The organism is Salinisphaera sp. SWV1 (genome assembly GCF_052044155.1).
Lineage (GTDB): Bacteria > Pseudomonadota > Gammaproteobacteria > Nevskiales > Salinisphaeraceae > Salinisphaera.
Map to the genome: position 1 here is coordinate 64,750 of NZ_JBQDYE010000014.1, position 16,717 is coordinate 81,466.

A 16,717-nucleotide genomic window follows, 5' to 3' on the forward strand; every position below is an offset into this window, starting at 1 on the left:
CTAGACGGTACGCAGGTAGGCGTCGTACTCGGCGGCCGGCACGATGGCGCGCAGGCACTCGCGTTCCTGGCGCTTGGCCGCGGCGTACCAGCGCTGGTAATCGGCGCCGAGGTATTCGGCAATGAAGCGCGATTCCTCGAACGCTTCGATGGCAGTGCCCCAGGCATCGGGCAGCGACGCCTCGTGCTGGCTGTAGGCGTCGCCCACGGTCTCCGGCGGTGGTACGAGCTGCCGGGCCATGCCGTGTTCCATGCCGGCCAGCACGGTCGCCAGCACGAGATACGGATTGGCATCCGCGCCGGCCACGCGATGTTCGATGCGTGCGGCCGCCGGCTCGGCCAGCGGCAGGCGGACGGCGGTGGTGCGATTGTCCACGCCCCAGGCCGGCGCGAGCGGTGCATGGCTGGCCGCCTGGAACCGGCGAAAGGAATTGTCGTGCGGGGCGAAAATGGCCGTGGATTCGGCCATGGTCTCGAGCAGGCCGGCCACGCATTGCATCAGCGCCTCGTTTTCGCTGTGATCGTCGGCGAAAATATTGTCACCGTTGCCATCCAGCAGGCTGATGTGCGCGTGCATGCCATTGCCGGAGGAATCGCCGAACGGCTTCGCCATGAAGCTCGCGGCCAGCCCGTGGCGGCGTGCGCAGGCCTTGATCGTACGCTTGAGCAGAATGGTCTGGTCGGCGGCCAGCAGGGCGTCGCCGACATGCTCAAGGTTGATTTCGTACTGGGCCTCGCCCTGTTCCGAGATCAGCGTGTCCATGGGCAGACCCTGGGCCACGCAGGCGGCTTCGATGTCGCCGAACAGGTCGTCGAGATTATCCAGTTCCTCGATGCCATAGAGCTGCGAGCGCCGGCCCGGCCGGGTCGACAGCTGCGCCGGCACCGGTCGGCCGGTGGCGTCGGGTTCGGCCTCGAACAGACGGAATTCGAGTTCGGTCGCCACCACCGGCGTCAGGCCGCGGGCAGCCAGCCGGTCGACCACGGCGGCGAGAATCGCGCGCGGATCGCCGGCAAAGCGGCTGCCGTCGGGCTCGTGCATCATCAGCAACATCTGCGCCGCGCCCCGGGTGCTCCAGGGCATGGGCCGCAGGCTACCCTCGACCGGCAGGCAGGGCCGATCGGCGTCGCCCGAGGCGATCGCCAGGCCGGTGTCCTCGACCTCGTGGCCCCAGATATCGAGCAGCGGTGTCGATACCGGCAGGTTGAGTCCCTTGCTGTACACGCGCGCAAGGCTCGCGGCGGGTAGTCGCTTGCCGCGCGCGATGCCGTTGATATCGACGATATAGGCTTCGATGAATTCCAGCTTCGGCATCGCGTCGATCACGGCGCGGGCGTCGGCCGGCAAGTCGGCATGCGACATGGGCGTAGACTGTGTTGAAAATGTGATCACAAATTAGCAACCGGCAGGCGCGGCTGCAACGGTCTGTTCATCGCTCTGCTAGAGTTCAGTCATCGATCGCGTCAATTGGGTATCCGTTTGGCATCCTCCCAGGCATCCGTCGATGACACGCAAATCGCACCGGTGACGCTCGGCGACGGCGGCATCACGCGTCAGGAGTGGGTTTATCTCCAGCTCAAGGAAGCTGTGTTGACGGGACAATTCGTGCCCGGGCGTAGTGTCACGCTGCGGGGGGTCGCGCAGATGCTCGGCACCAGTCCGACGCCGGTGCGCGAGGCGCTGCGCCGGTTGGTGGCCGAGCGCGCGCTGGAGGCGCACGGCAATCGGCGCATCAGCGTGCCGCGCATGACCCCGGCGAAGTTGCAGGATCTGTGCGCCGTGCGCGCGAATCTGGAGGCCTTTGCGGCCGAGCGCGCCATGCCACTGATCGACGCCGCGCATCTGGAACGGCTCTGGGAACTCGATGCCGAGGTGGATGCCGCGATCAATGCCGGCGATATTCGCGCTTATCTGCAGCGCCACCGCGCGTTCCACTTCTCGCTCTACGACGTGGGCGATGCCTCGGCGGTCATGCCGTTGATCGAATCGGTATGGCTGCAATTCTCGCCCTTTCTGCGTCTGGCGATTCATCACATCGGCAGCGACTACATCGTCGACCGACACGTCGAGGCGCTGCGTGCCGTGGCTGCCCGTGACGCGCAGGCCCTGCGCTTTGCCATCGAGGCCGATGTACGCGAAGGTCTCGGCTCGCTGACCGAGGCGGATTGGCGCAATCTTGAAGCCGCCGGCTGACATGCCGCGCGCCGGTTCCCGGCGTGCCTCCGAAATGGGCCGGTCCGTGCCCGTGGCAGGCGCGCCCGCGCCGAACGAGATCGGGCCGCCCCCACGCCGACCATCGGTGTCGGCTTACGGCCTGCGGCCTGCGGCGACCTACCAGGGGGCAGCGGCGCGTAGCCGGAGCCCCGCGAGCACGCCGCGCCCCAGGCAAACAACGACGCCTAACCACAAGCCTTGCAGGTCGGATTGGCCGCAGGCGTAATCCGACACGAACGCCGCCTCGCGCCGGGCGTAGTCAGTCGCCGCTCAGCCGCTGTTGGCGAAAGACGCGGCAGGCTTCGCCGAAGGCATGAAACAGCGCCATCGATACCGGGTTGTCGCCGTACCGCCATTCCGGGTGCCATTGCACGCCGGCGACGAAATGCAGGTCGCGATGGCGCACCGCTTCCACCAGGCCGTCGGGCGCGCGCCCTTCGGCGCGCAGCGCGGTGCCGAGGCGGTCTATACCTTGGCTGTGCAGGGAATTGACCGAGATCTCCTGCATGTCGAGCAGTTCGGCCATCCAGCCGTCGCCGGCCAGTTCCACCGGATGAGCCGGCGCATAGCGGCGCTCGCGCGGCGCATCGTGATCGTCGCGGTGATCCGACAGCCCCGGCACGTCCTGCACGGCGGTGTAGAGCGTGCCGCCGCAGGCCACGTTGAGTTCCTGGAAGCCGCGGCAGACGGCGAATACCGGCATGTCGCGCGCCATCGCTGCGCCGAGCAGTGCCAGGTTATTGGCGTCGCGTTGCGGGTCGAACGGCCCCACGCCCGGGGCATCGCTGCCATAGCGCCAGGGTTCCATATTCGATGGGCTGCCGGTCAGGAACAGGCCGTCGAGATCGACGAGCTGGTCGTCGGCGCTGATCCGGGTCTCGAGCGACGCTTGTTCGGCGCCGGCCGCCCGCGCGGGCAGCACCAGCGGGATGGAATCGGCCGCATGGGCGACCGCGGCGAGATACTTCTCGCCCACGACGTGGCTGGGGTCGGTGCCGATGAGCTTGCAGTCGACGGGCACGCCGATCCGGGGGCGGAGTGAAGACATGAGTGGTCCTGGAAAACGATGGCGGATGAATTGTGATCACAAATTGAGGGGGCCGGTCAACGTGGTCGTTGGCATCGTTCGTGCCGGCGGCGGTCGGCCCACGGTGACAGGGCCGGTTATCATAAGGGCACGCGCATCGGCGCCCAACCACACAGGAGCGAGCCATGCACATCGGTGTCCCCAGGGAAATCAAGGATCATGAATATCGCGTCGGCCTGACGCCGGACAGCGTGCGTGAACTGGTCAAGCGCGGCCACGATGTGCTCGTGGAAACGACGGCCGGGCTGGGTATCGGTTGTGAGGACAGCGAGTACGCGCAGGCCGGGGCGCTTATCGCCGACGATGCGGTGGCGGTGTTCAAGGCGGCCGACATGATCGTCAAGGTCAAGGAGCCGCAGCCCGGGGAGCGCAAGCGCCTGCGCCCGGGCCAACTGCTATTCACCTATCTGCATCTCGCGCCCGACGCCGCGCAGACCGCTGATCTGGTCGCCTCCGGCGCGAGCTGCGTGGCGTACGAGACGATCACCGACGACCACGGTGGATTGCCGTTGCTGGCGCCAATGTCGGAGGTGGCCGGTCGGTTGGCCGCGCAGGCTGCAGCCCAAAGCCTGGAGAAGATCAGCGGCGGGCGCGGGGTGCTGATGGGGGGCGTGCCCGGGGTGTCGCCGGCGCGGGTGGTGGTGATCGGCGGTGGCGTGGTTGGTGAGAACGCGATCACGATGGCGCTGGGACTGGGCGCCGATGTGGTCGTGCTCGATCGCCAGGTCAACGTGTTGCGGCGTCTGGCTGCGCGGTTCGGGCCGTCGCTGCGCACCGTATATGCGACGGCGGCCGCCACCGAGACCGAGGTGCTCGCGGCGGATGCCGTGATCGGTGCGGTCCTGGTGGCGGGCGCGGAAACCCCCAAGCTGGTCAGCGCTGAATGGGTGTCGCGCATGCAGCCGGGGTCGGTGCTGGTGGATGTCGCCATCGATCAGGGCGGTTGCTTCGAGACCTCCAGGCCGACCACCCACGCCGAGCCCACGTATATTGTCGACGGCGTGGTGCACTACTGCGTGGCCAACATGCCGGGCGCGGTGCCGCGTACGTCGGCATTCGCGCTCAATCACGCCACCCTGGGCCACGTCGTCGCGCTCGCGGATCGGGGCCTGAAAAACGCAATGGCCGACGACGAGCATCTGCGGCGCGGGCTGAACGTGCATGCCGGGCAGGTGACCTGTGCCCCGGTGGCCGAGCGCCACGGCTACGACCATGTACCCCCCGAGGCCGCGCTGGGGCTCTAGGGCCTGTTGCCGTTTTGTGCGAGCGCCGCGTTGGAGACCGCAAATCGTGTCCGGCAAGGCGCGAGTCGCCGCGTCGTGGCGTGCCACGATCAAGACTTGCAACGCCGCCGAGCGCGATTTGCGGCCCAACCCTTCGGGACAAGCGCTGTTTTGCGGCAATCCAGCGTTGTAGCCCGCTTGTGCAGAGTGACTGCACGGCGCGCACTACGCCTCGTCTTGCCGCAAAACAGCGCTTGGCGCGGACTCGCACAAAACGGCAACAGGCCCTAGCGTATCGGCTTGGTTGTCGTTGCACGCACCGCCGCACTGCGGGTTGCCCGCCAGCGTTCAATCGTTTTCCGGGCCCGGCGCGTCGGGCGATACAACGCCGGTGCCGCAGGCGCGGGCAATGCGGGATGGCAGGAAACAGCCGCCGCGCCTTCCGGCGCCCCCACCGGGGGGGGCAATGCAGCACACGCGTAGCCGGCGTCGTCCGGCCGGGCCTGGTTGCGGCCGCAACGTCGCGTCGCAGGGAGCGGCAATGGCCCCGGTCCGAACCGCTGGTCGAGCCGGTCGTGAGGCAGGTTGGCCGGATATCGGGATGCCTGAGCGGTGACGCAATATTCATGTTGTGAATGTCGGAAATAGATTTCATTTTCTATTCATATTAAGAGCACCCCTCTAGACTTGGCTCCATCGGCTGCGGGAAAAGAATTATTGCCTGATATATCGGCCGTTGTGCGGTGCTGGTTTTCAAGAGGAAGTCTGATCATGTCCGACTATAGAAACGACATCAGCGATATCTCGTCGCTGCGGGAGCGCTTCGGCGAGCCATGGCGTGCCATCAATCCCGAGCATGCTGCGCGTCTGCGTGCGCAGAACCGCTTTCATACCGGGCTCGACATCGCGCGCTACACGGCGAAAATCATGCGCGAGGACATGGCCGCCTACGATGCCGACCCGGCCTGCTACACGCAGTCGCTCGGCTGCTGGCATGGATTCGTCGGCCAACAGAAAGCGATCTCGATCAAGAAGCATTTCGGCAGTCTGAAGGGCAGGTATCTGTACCTGTCCGGCTGGATGGTGGCCGCGTTGCGCAGTGAATTCGGCCCGTTGCCGGACCAGTCGATGCACGAAAAGACGGCGGTGCCGGCGCTCATCGAGGAGCTGTATACCTTCCTGAAGCAGGCGGATGCCTGGGAGCTCAACCATTATTTCCGCGAACTCGAAGCCGCCCGCGAGGCCGGCGATGAGGTGGCGGCGAAGAAGGCCCAGAGCCGGATCGACAACTTCGAAACCCATGTCATCCCGATCATCGCCGACATCGACGCCGGTTTCGGCAACGAGGAGGCGACCTATCTGCTGGCCAAGAAGATGATCGAGGCCGGGGCCTGTGCGATCCAGATCGAGAATCAGGTCTCGGACGTCAAGCAGTGCGGTCATCAGGACGGCAAGGTGACGGTGCCGCATGCGGCGTTCCTGGCCAAGATCAACGCCGTGCGCTACGCGTTCCTGGAACTCGGTGTGGACGACGGCGTGATCGTCGCGCGCACGGACTCGCTGGGTGCGGGCCTGAGCCAGCAGATCGCGGTGTCGCAGGCGCCGGGCGATCTGGGCGATCAGTACAACAGTTATCTCGACGGCGAGGAGATCACCGACCCGTCCGAGATCAACGCATCGGATGTGGTGATCAAGCAGAACGGCAAGCTGGTGCGCCTCAAGCGCCTGGCTTCGGGTCTGTTCGAGTTCAAGAAGGGCACCGGCGAGGACCGCGTGGTGCTGGATTGCATCACCAGCCTGAAAAACGGTGCCGACCTGCTCTGGATCGAGACCTCCACGCCGAATGTGGACCACATCGGGGGCATGGTGAATCGTATTCGCGAAGAAGTGCCCGACGCCAAGCTGGTCTACAACAACAGCCCGTCGTTCAACTGGACGCTGAACTTCCGTCAGCAGGTCTATGACGCATGGGCCGATGAAGGCAGGGATGTGTCGGCCTACGATCGCGCCCAGTTGATGGCCGCCGAGTACGATGCCACCGAGCTGGCCCGGGTGGCCGACGAGTGGACCCGGAACTTCCAGCGCGATGCCGCACGGCACGCCGGTGTGTTCCATCACCTGATCACGCTGCCGACATATCACACGACGGCGTTGTCCACCGACCAGCTGGCCCGTCATTATTTCGGCGACGACGGCATGCTGGCTTACGTGCGCGATGTGCAGCGGGTCGAGATCCGCGATGGCATTGCGACCGTCAGGCATCAGGACATGGCCGGTTCCAACATCGGCGACGATCACAAGGAGTTCTTCTCCCGCGAGAACGCGCTCAAGGCGGGAGGGGCGCACAACACCATGAACCAGTTTGGCTAGGGCCTGTTGCCGCCTCGTGCGAGCGCCGCGTTGGAGACCGCAAATCGTGTTCGGCAAGGCGCGAGTCGCTGATCGTGGCGTGCCACGATCAAGACTTGCAACGCCGCCGAGCGCGATTTGCGGCCCAACCCTTCGGGACAAGCGCTGTTTTGCGGCAATCCAGCGTTGTAGCCCGCTTGTGCAGAGTGACTGCACGGCGCGCACTACGCCTCGTCTTGCCGCAAAACAGCGCTTGGCGCGGACTCGCACGAGACGGCAACAGGCCCTGGTCTGGACCGGGTGTTGGACCCGCGGTGACTTCGACCGCCGCGGTCAGGAGCGGGGCCTTCGGGCCCCGTCTTTTGGCCTGCCGGGGGCGCCGCGGCCCGCGACCGGGGCGTCAACCCGGGTCGGGCGATGGCGAGGCCTGGTTGTCCATCGGCCAGTCCACGGTGGCGCTCGGCTCGTCTTCGCCGGTCTTGCCGCGCTTGTCATAGCGTGCGCCGCCGCCGGCTTCCATGGAAACGCTCATGCGCGGGGCGCCGAGATTGATGTATTCGCTTTCCATCCGGCGTTTCAACGCGAGGTTGAAGGCACGGGATACGTCCCATTGATATTCCGGCGCGGTACGCAGGCGCATGCGCAGGATCGGGCAGCCGTTATCGAACTCGTGAATGCCCTGCATCTCCAGATGCGAACGGATCAGCCCGCGCATGAACGGGTCGCGATGCAGGTCGGACGCCGTGCGCCGCATCAGCTCGATGGCGTCGTCGATGCGCAGGTCGTGCGGAATGCGGATTTTGATCAGGGCGATGCCGAACTGGCGCGACATGTTGTGAATCGCGTCGATGTGGGAGAACGTCGTGATATGCACGACGCCATCGAGATCGCGCAGGCGTACGGCGCGTAGATTCAGCCCCTCGACCGTGCCCATGAACCCGTTGATTTCGACGAAATCGCCGACCGCCAGCGAATCCTCGATCAGGATGAAGATGCCGGTGATCAGATCGGCCACCAGGCTCTGGGCACCGAAGCCGAGCGCGATGCCGATTACACCGGCACCGGCGAGTAGCGGCGTGACATTCACGCCGAGGTTGGCCAGCCCGACGATGCCGGCCACGATAATGATCACGAATAACGCCAGGTTGCGGATCATCGGCGTGATGGTTTGCGCGCGATTGGTATTGCGTCGGCGACCGTGCGCACCACGGCCATGCAGCGCACGATGGATGGCGGTGTCGACCACGATCCAGATCAGCCAGGCAAGCACGATCGTCAGCCCGACCCCCAGCAGGGCCCGACCGATTTCGCCGCTGACCGCTCCGTGTTCGCCGATGCCGAACAACGAAAAACCCCACACCCGGACCGACAATTCGGCGAAGGCCAGCCAGGCAATGCCATGTGCCAGCGTGAAGCCGAAATTGCGGAACCGCCCGGCATAGGGGGTCTTGCGCGGTCGCCGCGCGGCCCGCTCATGCTGGCGCCGGATGATGCCGGTGGTTACCAGGGTCAGCACCAGTAGAACCGTGCAGATCATGGCGCGCGCAAAGGCCGCGTGTGCCTGCCCGCCAGTGAGGAAAATGGCGGCGAGCGACGCGGTGATCAGCAGCAGGGCGGGCACGTGCCAGAGCTGGGCGCTGATCGACACCAGTTCCCGCAAACCGCCGCGATCGCGTCGGTTGGCCAGCGAACGGTTGCGAATCAGGTGCTCCACCGGACGCCGGATGCGCAGGATCAGGGCGCCGCTGGACAATCCCGCGAGCATGTTGGCCACCACGGATAGCCAGTCCGCGAGGCTGGCGCCCAGCAGGTCCGAAAGGCGGGCGCTGTTGACCGCATCGCCGAAGGCGACCAGGGCGCCGATGAAAAACAGCGGCCCGAGGGCCTTGTCGTGCAGGATGGACACCGCCACACGACGATGGCCGCGGGTGAACAGGGCGATCACGACATCGAAGACGGTCGAAAGCAAGCGCCCGCACAGGCCGACGTAGGCTATGACAAGCAAGGTGGCGCTGGCCGGCGCCGCGGGCTGGACCAGATGGATCACCGCCAGCAGTGCCGCGAACGTGACGACCCAGGGCGTTACCCGGCGACAGAAGTGGGCCAGCAGCATCCAGGGTCTTGGCTCCGGCGGCAGCTTGATCGGCCAGCCTCGGCGCACGAATAGACTGCGCCCGGCGAGGGTCATGACCACCAGGGCGCTCGTGAGCATGGACAGGCCGAATGCAATTTCGGCGATGTTGCTCACCAGGGCCTGCCGGCGCGCGCCGACGAACAATTCACGGACGTTGGTGGCCGCCTGGCGTGCATTGCGTCGCCAGATATCCAGGGGCGACTCGCCGCCCCTGGCCTGTTTGCTGAGATTGCTGATGGAATCCGAAAGAGCGCCGAGCAGGCCGCCATGGGCGCCGGTAATCGGGTTTTCGTGCTTGGCCGCCGCCCGGGTCGAGGCGCGCAGCTGCTTGAGCTGCTTGACCAGCGCGGCCCGCTTGTTGTCGTTCTCCAGCGTGCTGATGATGTTGTCGAGCGAGGCGTTCAACTGCTTGGCGTCGGGCTTGTTCTGGGGCTGGGTCTGGGCCTGGGGCGCGTGCCCGAGCCCCAGGCCCAGACCTTGGGCGGCGGCCGGCGTCGCCACGCAGGCGAGCGCCACCAGCAGCGACAACAACAGGGATCGGATCGGCGACACGTCGAACGGCATCAAACGGACTCGGATGAAAACGAAAGGGCGCAAGCGGCCGGCCATGCCGACGCGGGTACGCCGGACAAGGTCGATGAAATGCTGCCGCCGGCCCCAGCGTACCTCGATTGCGCGATAAATTTTTTCCGGGCGCTGGATCGGCGGCGGGGCCGTCCGATTCGCCCGCCCGATTCGGAAAGCATATGTTTCTACAGGTTTATGTTTCGTTTCGTTTGCGGCTTAAAGTGACGTAAACCGCGCTGAATACTACTTTGGTTGAAGATTGACCGCGTGGGCGGGCGGATGTATTTTTCGCCTAAACGCGGGCTGCATAGCCAGCCCGCGCCAGAGTCATGGTCGGTATGGGGTTCCGGCCAAGCCGTTTATACGTGATTTGGCCGGCGGGCCTGACCCGCGAGTGCCCGGTCCGGTTCGACTCCAGGGCTTATAACGCAATGCTAGGCAAGATTTTTCGCTTTTCCTCGGGGGTATCCGCCGCCGCTCTGCTTTTGCTGATCAGCGGCTGTGGTACAAGCCTGAGTACCATGATGCCGGTCGGCCCGGTCGGCCAGACCGAACGCGACATCACGCTGTTCACGATCGTGCTGATGATGTTCGTGCTGATTCCGATCGTGGCGCTCACGTTCGGCATCGCCTGGCGTTATCGCAAGTCCAATACCGATTCCAGATATTCGCCCGACTGGGACCATTCCTGGTTGATCGAGATCTTCGTCTGGGGCGGCCCGGTGGTGATCCTCATCATCCTGTCGGTGATGACCTGGATCTCCACCCACGACCTCGATCCGTACAAGGCCATCAAATCGGACGCCAAGCCGATCACGATCGAGGCCGTGGCCACGGACTGGAAGTGGCTGTTCATCTATCCCGACCAGCATGTGGCCTCGGTCAATGAGTTCGCCTTCCCGAAGGACGTGCCGCTCAACATTCGGCTGACGTCCAACTCGGTGATGAATGCGTTCATGATCCAGCGCATGGGCACGCAAATCTTCGCCATGTCGGGCATGCAGACCCAGCTGCATCTGATGTCGCACAAGACCGGCGACTTCGCCGGTGGCAATTACCAGTACAACGGCCACGGTTTCGCCAAGAACCGCTTTGTCGCCCGGGCCATGACCGAACGGAACTACAAGCAATGGCTGGATAAGGTCCGTTCCCAGGGAAAACCACTGGATATGAGCACGTTCAAGCAGTTCGCGCAGCCCAGCGTGGTCAAGAACCCGATCTACTTTGCGCCGGTCTCGTCCGGACTGTTCGCCGATGTAATCGGCCAGTTCCACCCGGCGAAGAGCCCGGGTATGAAGCCGGACATGAAGGCTGAGCTCACGCCGACGGCGGCGCACGAGTAGCGCGCGCCGGCCTGGCGATACCCGCGAGATAACACCATGGATATTTTTGGCAAGCTCACGATCCACGCGATCCCCTACGACAACGCGATCATCTTCAGTGCCGACATCCTCATGGCGGTGGTCGGGCTGTCGGTCATCGCCGGGGTGACCTACTTCGGTCAATGGAAGTATCTCTACAAGGAGTGGCTGACTTCGGTCGACCACAAGAAGATCGGCGTGATGTACATCATCATCGCCTTCGTCTTCTTGCTGCGCGGCTTCGTCGACGCGCTGATGATGCGTGCCCAGCAGGCCTTCGCCGGCCCCGGCATGTCCGGTTATCTGCCGGCCGGGCACTTCGCGGAGCTGTTCACCGGCCACGGCACCATGATGATCTTCTTCGTGGGCATGCCGTTCCTGATCGGTCTGATGAATATCGCGGTGCCGACGCAGATTGGTGCGCGCGATGTCGCCTTTCCGTACGTCAACTCGATCAGCCTGTGGCTGACCGCCTCGGCTGGCCTGCTGGTGATGGCATCGCTGGCGATCGGTCAGTTCTCGGAAGCAGGCTGGACCGGGTACGCGCCGTATTCGGAGTTGTCGGCCAGCCCGAGCGTCGGCGTGGACTACTGGATCTGGGCATTGCAGATTTCGGGTATCGGTACCACCCTGACCGGCATCAACTTTTTCGTCACTATCATCAAGGAGCGTGCGCCGGGCATGACGTTCATGCGCATGCCGATCTTCACCTGGACCACGCTCTGCACCAATATCCTGATGGTGCTGGCCTTCCCGGCGCTGACCGTGGTGCTGGCGCTACTCACGCTGGATCGCTACGTCGGCACGCACTTCTTCACGTCGGGCGGCGGCGGCAACCAGATGATGTACGTGAACATGTTCTGGGTGTGGGGTCATCCGGAGGTGTACATTCTGGTTCTGCCGGCCTTCGGGGTGTTCTCGGAAGTGGTCGCGACCTACTCCAACAAACGCGTGTTCGGCTACAAATCGCTGGTCGGGGCGACCATCGTGATCGCGCTGCTGTCGTTCACGGTCTGGGTGCATCACTTCTTCACCATGGGCCAGGACGCCACGCGCAACTCCATCTTCGCGATCGCGACCATGGTCATCGGCGTGCCCACCGGGGTGAAGATCTACAACTGGCTGTTCACGATGTTCCGCGGACGGATCTCGTTCAACCTGCCGATCCTGTGGACGTTGAGTTTCATCATCACCTTCACTATCGGCGGCATGACGGGTGTGATGCTGGCCATCCCCGGCATCGACTTCAAGATGCATAACAGCCTGTTCCTGGTGGCGCACTTTCACAACGTGCTGATCCCGGGAATGCTGTTCGGTCTGTTCGCCGGTTACCACTACTGGTTCCCGAAGGCCTTCGGCTTCCGGCTGGACGAAAAATGGGGCCGGCGTTCCTTCTGGGGCTGGACCATCGGCTTCTATCTCGCCTTCATGCCGTTGTACGTGTTGGGCCTGATGGGGATGCCGCGCCGAATGGTCACCTACGACGACCCGGCCTGGCAGCCGTTTCTCATCGTGGCCGCCATCGGGGCTCTGGTCGTGCTGTTCGGTGTGGTCAGCATGGTCATTCAGTTGATCGTGAGCGTGCGTAATCGCGAACAGCTGCGTGACGTGACCGGCGATCCCTGGAACGGGCGGACGCTGGAATGGTCGCTGTCCTCGCCGCCGCCGGAATACAACTTCGCGGTGATTCCCCGCGTGGAAGGGCGTGATGCCTTCACCGCCATGAAGGAGGCCGGTCAGGCCTACAAGCGGCCGGCGCAGTACGACGATATCCACATGCCCAAGAACACCGTGGCCGGCTTCCTTATCGGTGCGTTGTCGTTCTTCTTCGGCTTCGGGCTGATCTGGCATATCTGGTGGCTGGGCATTGCCTCGGCGCTGGGCATGCTGGCGACCGTGATCATTCGCGGTTGCCAGGATGACGTCGGGTTCATCATCCCGGCGGCCGAGGTGGAGCGCGTCGAGAACGAGCGCTATCGCAAGTTGCAGGAAGCCGGCGTCGCCTAGGGCCGCGCCGCAGCCCCTGTCTTTTCAGGTTTTCGTGAGCGATTTGGAACAACTATGACGAGTCATGCCGCCGGCGCCAACGACGTTCAAGCGGCATCCAGCCCGAACACCTTGGTGAACTTCGGGTTCTGGGTGTATCTCATGAGCGACGTGATCATCTTCTCGATGCTGTTCACGATGTTCGTGACCGTATCCGATCACTACAACGGCGGTCCCTCGGGTCGCGATCTGTTCGAGTTGCGCGATGTCTTCTTCGAGACGATGGCGCTGCTGTTTTCCAGCATCACCTTTGGTATGGCGCTGCTGTCCGTGCACGCCCGGCGCAAGTCGCAGGTATTGCTGTGGTTGCTGATTACCTTCGTATTCGGCGCCCTGTTCGTGGGGCTCGAAGTGCGCGAGTTCCTGGGACTGGTCGCGGAAGGGGCCGGCCCATGGAGCAGCGCCTTCCTGTCGGCGTTCTTCACGCTGGTCGGTACGCACGGTACGCACGTGACCTTCGGCCTGATCTGGATCGCGGTCATGATCGGGCAGGTGGCAATCAAGGGGGTAACGGCGCCGGTGGCTTCGCGGCTGTTGCGTCTGGCGCTGTTCTGGCATTTCCTGGACATCGTGTGGATCGCGGTGTTCTCGACGGTCTATCTTTCGGGGTTCATGCAATGAGCACGTCCAGCCATGACATTCGACTCGGCGGTCTGAATCTCAAGACCTATCTGACCGGTTTCGTTCTTGCATTGATCCTCACGGCGATTCCCTTCGGCGCGGTGGCTTTCGGTTGGCTGTCAGCGGGTGCCACGCTGATTCTCATTGCGGCAGCGGCCGTGGTGCAGATACTGGTGCATCTGTATTTCTTCCTGCATCTGGACTTCTCCGAGGAGCATGCCTGGAACGCCGGATCGGGTGCTTTCTGTATCGTGATTCTGGCGATTCTGGTCGGCGGTACGCTCTGGCTGATGTACAGCCTCGAAATGCGGACGATGATGGGCGGAGGCTGATCCGCGGCATGGCCGGCCTTCGGCTTGGGCTGGCCGGCCGTTGGTCCGCGCGCCGGTCAGTAGCCGGGCACGCCGTCTGCGACGGGGCTGACATGCGCACAGGTTCGTTCGGCATGGCGGTCGTCGGCCTGCAGTTCGGGTGGCTCGCACAGGCGCGCTGCGCCCGGCCCGGCGCCAAGGCGCCAGGGCCATGAGGAATTGACGCAAGGCGGACGGCCGCAACAGCCATGGGTCGCCTGCTTGCGCCGCGCTATATTGCGCCGCCGGTCAACGGGCCTTGTTGACGCCCCGTGTTCATCGGCGCGCTGAATATTCTGCCAATCCGGGGCGTGTTTCCGCCCCGTCCGATCGCCCGGTCGTGTGCGATCGCTGGCCTCAGTCGATATCGCGCAGCGCCGGATAAAGGCGGGTAAAGCGTGCGTAGCGCGGCGCGTATTCAGCCACCAGTGCGGCATCGGGCGCTTCGAAGTGCTCGGGCGCCGAGACCATGGCGGCGACCGCGGCATCCACATTCGCGTGTACGCCCGCGCCAACGGCCGCCAGCACGGTGGCGCCGTAGGCCGGCCCTTCCTGGTCCTGCTGCACCGCGACGGGCTTGTTCAGCACGGCGGCGAGAATACGGCGCCAGACGTCGCTATGCGCGCCGCCGCCGCCCAGGATGAGCTTGTCGGGCATCACGCCCTGGGCCTCGATGCGAACCAGGGAGTCGCGCAGCGAGAACGCCACGCCTTCGAGGATGGCGCGCACCATGTGTCGCCGGTCGTGCGACAGCGTCAGGCCGATCCACGCGCCGCGCGCGTTCGGGTCCATGTGTGGTGTGCGCTCGCCGGCGAGATAGGGCAGGAAATACAGGTCGTCCGCGCCCGGGGGGACGGTATCGGCTTCGGCTGCGAGCAACTCATGCAGGTTGCGCCCCAGGCGCTGGGCGACCGCGGCTTCATCGCTGGCGATACGATCGGCGAACCACTGCAGGCTGCCGCCCGAGGCCAGCGAGACGCCCATCAGGTGATAGGCGCCCGGCACCGCATGACAGAAGCAATGCAGTTCGCCGCTGGTGTCCGGTGTCGCCGATTCGCTATGCGCGAAGACCACGCCCGAGGTACCGATCGATACGAAGGCGACCCCGGTCTTGACGATGCCGCCGCCCACCGCCGCCGCCGCGTTGTCGCCGGCCCCGGCGACGATCGGCGTGCCGGCGGCCAGCCCGGTCGTGTCGGCGCCGGTCGCCGAAACCCGGGCGGTTACCTCGGGGCTTTCGAAGACCTGCGGCAGCCACGCGCGCGGGATGTCGAGCGCGGACAGCACGTCGTCGGACCAATCGCGTGCCTGCAGATCCAGCAACAGGGTGCCGGCGGCGTCGGAGACATCGGTCGCGAACGCGCCGGATAGCCGATAGCGGATATAGTCCTTGGGCAGGAGCACATGGGCCAGCCGCGCGTAATGCTCGGGCTCGTTATCGCGCAGCCACAGAATCTTGGGCGCCTGGAAGCCGGTCAGGGCCGGATTGCCGGTGATGCGGCGCAGATTCGCGCTGCCCACATCCCGTTCTATCGCCTCGCACGCGTCGCCGGTGCGCTGGTCGTTCCAGAGAATGGCCGGCCGGATGACCGCGCCTTCGGTGTCGAGAAAGACCGCGCCGTGCATTTGCCCGGTAAGGCCGATCGCTTCGATCGGGGCTTGCGCGTTGGCGACGAGCGTGTGCAAGACGGTTTCGGCCGCGGCCCACCAGGCCTGCGGGTCCTGTTCGGTCCAGCCCGGACGCGGCACGAGCAGGGGGTAGTCGCCCGAGGCACGGGCGATGACCCGGCCGGCCTCGTCGACCAGCACGCCCTTGGCGCTGCTGGTGCCGATGTCGAGACCAATGAAAAGTTTGCGCGCGTCGCCGACCATTGGGGCATTCTCCTCGTGCACGAGTTTGCGTTAACTTGCCATGTTTGGCACGGGCGATGATGGCATTATGCTGAAGGCCCAGGCCCAAACCGGTTATTCTGGCCGAAACCATACACTAGGCGCACATACTCCGTGCGCGCCTCGGCTCGATAAATCAGCAAAGGATCCAGCATGAAATTCTTCGTCGATACCGCCAACGTGGACGAAATCCGCGAACTTGCCGACATGGGCATGCTCGATGGCGTGACCACCAACCCCAGCCTGATCAACAAGGCCGGCAAGGACTTCATCGAGACCATCACCGAAATCTGCAAGATCGTCGATGGCCCGGTAAGTGCGGAAGTGGCCGCCACCGACTACGAGACGATGATGAAGGAAGGCGAGAAGCTCGCCACCATCGCCGACAATGTCTGCGTGAAGGTGCCGCTGACGCCGGCTGGCCTCAAGGTCGGCAAGAATCTGGTCGACAACGGTCAACAAATCAACGTCACGCTATGCTTCTCCGCCGCGCAGGCGCTGTTGGCCGCCAAGATCGGTGCGACCTATGTATCGCCGTTCATCGGCCGTCTGGACGACATCGGTCAGGAAGGCATGCAGCTGATTCGTGACATCAACACGATCTATAGCAGCTACGATCGCATCAACACCCAGGTGCTGGCCGCTTCCGTGCGCGGCGCGCAGCACGTGGTGCAGGCGGCGCTGGCCGGCGCCGACGTGGTCACCGTGCCGCCGGCGGTGCTGCATCAGATGTTCAAGCATCCGCTGACCGACAGCGGTCTCGAGAAGTTCGTCTCCGACTGGAAGGCGACGGGGCAGTCGATTCTGTAAAGCGCTGCGGCGCTCCGCGCACACTGTCGCGCGGAGCGCCGGCCCACCGCCCGCCTGAGCGCCTC

Annotated in this window: 12 protein-coding genes; 8 read left to right on the forward strand and 4 right to left on the reverse strand. The window is 64.7% G+C overall.

Annotated features, from left to right (window positions below):
* Entirely contained in the window at nucleotides 1-1,362 is a 1,362-nt protein-coding gene (locus ACS8YF_RS08925) for a glutamine synthetase family protein (RefSeq protein ID WP_440849873.1), read from the reverse strand.
* Nucleotides 1,363-1,524: 162 nt separating this feature from the next.
* On the opposite strand from ACS8YF_RS08925, the gene ACS8YF_RS08930 reads away from it, so the two are divergent.
* Nucleotides 1,525-2,193 (forward strand): GntR family transcriptional regulator, encoded by a 669-nt coding sequence (locus ACS8YF_RS08930; RefSeq protein WP_440849874.1) that lies wholly within the window; start codon nucleotides 1,525-1,527, stop codon nucleotides 2,191-2,193.
* A gap of 280 nt (nucleotides 2,194-2,473) precedes the next feature.
* On the opposite strand, the gene ACS8YF_RS08935 is transcribed toward ACS8YF_RS08930, so the two are convergent.
* Nucleotides 2,474-3,262 carry a gamma-glutamyl-gamma-aminobutyrate hydrolase family protein gene (locus ACS8YF_RS08935; RefSeq protein ID WP_440849875.1) on the reverse strand — a complete coding sequence of 263 codons (789 nt, stop codon included), beginning with the start codon at nucleotides 3,260-3,262 and terminating at the stop codon, nucleotides 2,474-2,476.
* A 164-nt stretch (nucleotides 3,263-3,426) separates the two neighbouring features.
* Here ACS8YF_RS08935 and ald point away from each other — a divergent pair, with 164 nt between their 5' ends.
* Both ald and ACS8YF_RS08945 read left to right on the forward strand, forming a co-directional pair.
* Nucleotides 3,427-4,545, forward strand: a complete 1,119-nt coding sequence (gene ald / locus ACS8YF_RS08940) for an alanine dehydrogenase (protein WP_440849876.1) — start codon at nucleotides 3,427-3,429, stop codon at nucleotides 4,543-4,545.
* Between the two features lie 750 nt (nucleotides 4,546-5,295).
* The gene (locus ACS8YF_RS08945; protein ID WP_440849877.1) at nucleotides 5,296-6,894 is read left to right on the forward strand and encodes an isocitrate lyase; all 1,599 of its coding nucleotides are present in this window, start codon (nucleotides 5,296-5,298) and stop codon (nucleotides 6,892-6,894) included.
* A 379-nt stretch (nucleotides 6,895-7,273) separates the two neighbouring features.
* Here ACS8YF_RS08945 and ACS8YF_RS08950 read toward each other — a convergent pair whose 3' ends face one another.
* Complete coding sequence (locus ACS8YF_RS08950) at nucleotides 7,274-9,571, reverse strand: mechanosensitive ion channel family protein (protein ID WP_440849878.1); 2,298 nt, start codon at nucleotides 9,569-9,571, stop codon at nucleotides 7,274-7,276.
* 434 nt (nucleotides 9,572-10,005) lie between these two features.
* Here ACS8YF_RS08950 and cyoA point away from each other — a divergent pair, with 434 nt between their 5' ends.
* Genes cyoA through cyoD form a run of 4 tightly spaced genes read left to right on the forward strand, consistent with a single transcriptional unit; the run spans nucleotide 10,006 to nucleotide 13,934 of the window.
* Nucleotides 10,006-10,917, forward strand: coding sequence for a ubiquinol oxidase subunit II (gene cyoA, locus ACS8YF_RS08955; RefSeq protein ID WP_440849879.1), 912 nt, complete (start codon nucleotides 10,006-10,008; stop codon nucleotides 10,915-10,917).
* 42 nt (nucleotides 10,918-10,959) lie between these two features.
* Nucleotides 10,960-12,942 (forward strand): cytochrome o ubiquinol oxidase subunit I, encoded by a 1,983-nt coding sequence (gene cyoB / locus ACS8YF_RS08960; RefSeq protein WP_440849899.1) that lies wholly within the window; start codon nucleotides 10,960-10,962, stop codon nucleotides 12,940-12,942.
* A 54-nt stretch (nucleotides 12,943-12,996) separates the two neighbouring features.
* Nucleotides 12,997-13,602 carry a cytochrome o ubiquinol oxidase subunit III gene (cyoC, locus tag ACS8YF_RS08965; RefSeq protein ID WP_109993569.1) on the forward strand — a complete coding sequence of 202 codons (606 nt, stop codon included), beginning with the start codon at nucleotides 12,997-12,999 and terminating at the stop codon, nucleotides 13,600-13,602.
* The gene (cyoD, locus tag ACS8YF_RS08970) at nucleotides 13,599-13,934 is read left to right on the forward strand and encodes a cytochrome o ubiquinol oxidase subunit IV (RefSeq protein WP_440849880.1); all 336 of its coding nucleotides are present in this window, start codon (nucleotides 13,599-13,601) and stop codon (nucleotides 13,932-13,934) included. The genes cyoC and cyoD overlap by 4 nt, the downstream gene beginning before the upstream one ends.
* A gap of 375 nt (nucleotides 13,935-14,309) precedes the next feature.
* On the opposite strand, the gene xylB is transcribed toward cyoD, so the two are convergent.
* Nucleotides 14,310-15,824 carry a xylulokinase gene (gene xylB, locus ACS8YF_RS08975; protein ID WP_440849881.1) on the reverse strand — a complete coding sequence of 505 codons (1,515 nt, stop codon included), beginning with the start codon at nucleotides 15,822-15,824 and terminating at the stop codon, nucleotides 14,310-14,312.
* Nucleotides 15,825-15,995: 171 nt separating this feature from the next.
* Between xylB and fsa the strand changes: the two genes are divergently transcribed.
* A complete protein-coding gene (gene fsa, locus ACS8YF_RS08980; protein WP_440849882.1) occupies nucleotides 15,996-16,652 on the forward strand; it encodes a fructose-6-phosphate aldolase in 657 nt (218 codons plus the stop codon).
* The last annotated feature ends 65 nt before the right edge of the window (nucleotides 16,653-16,717 follow it).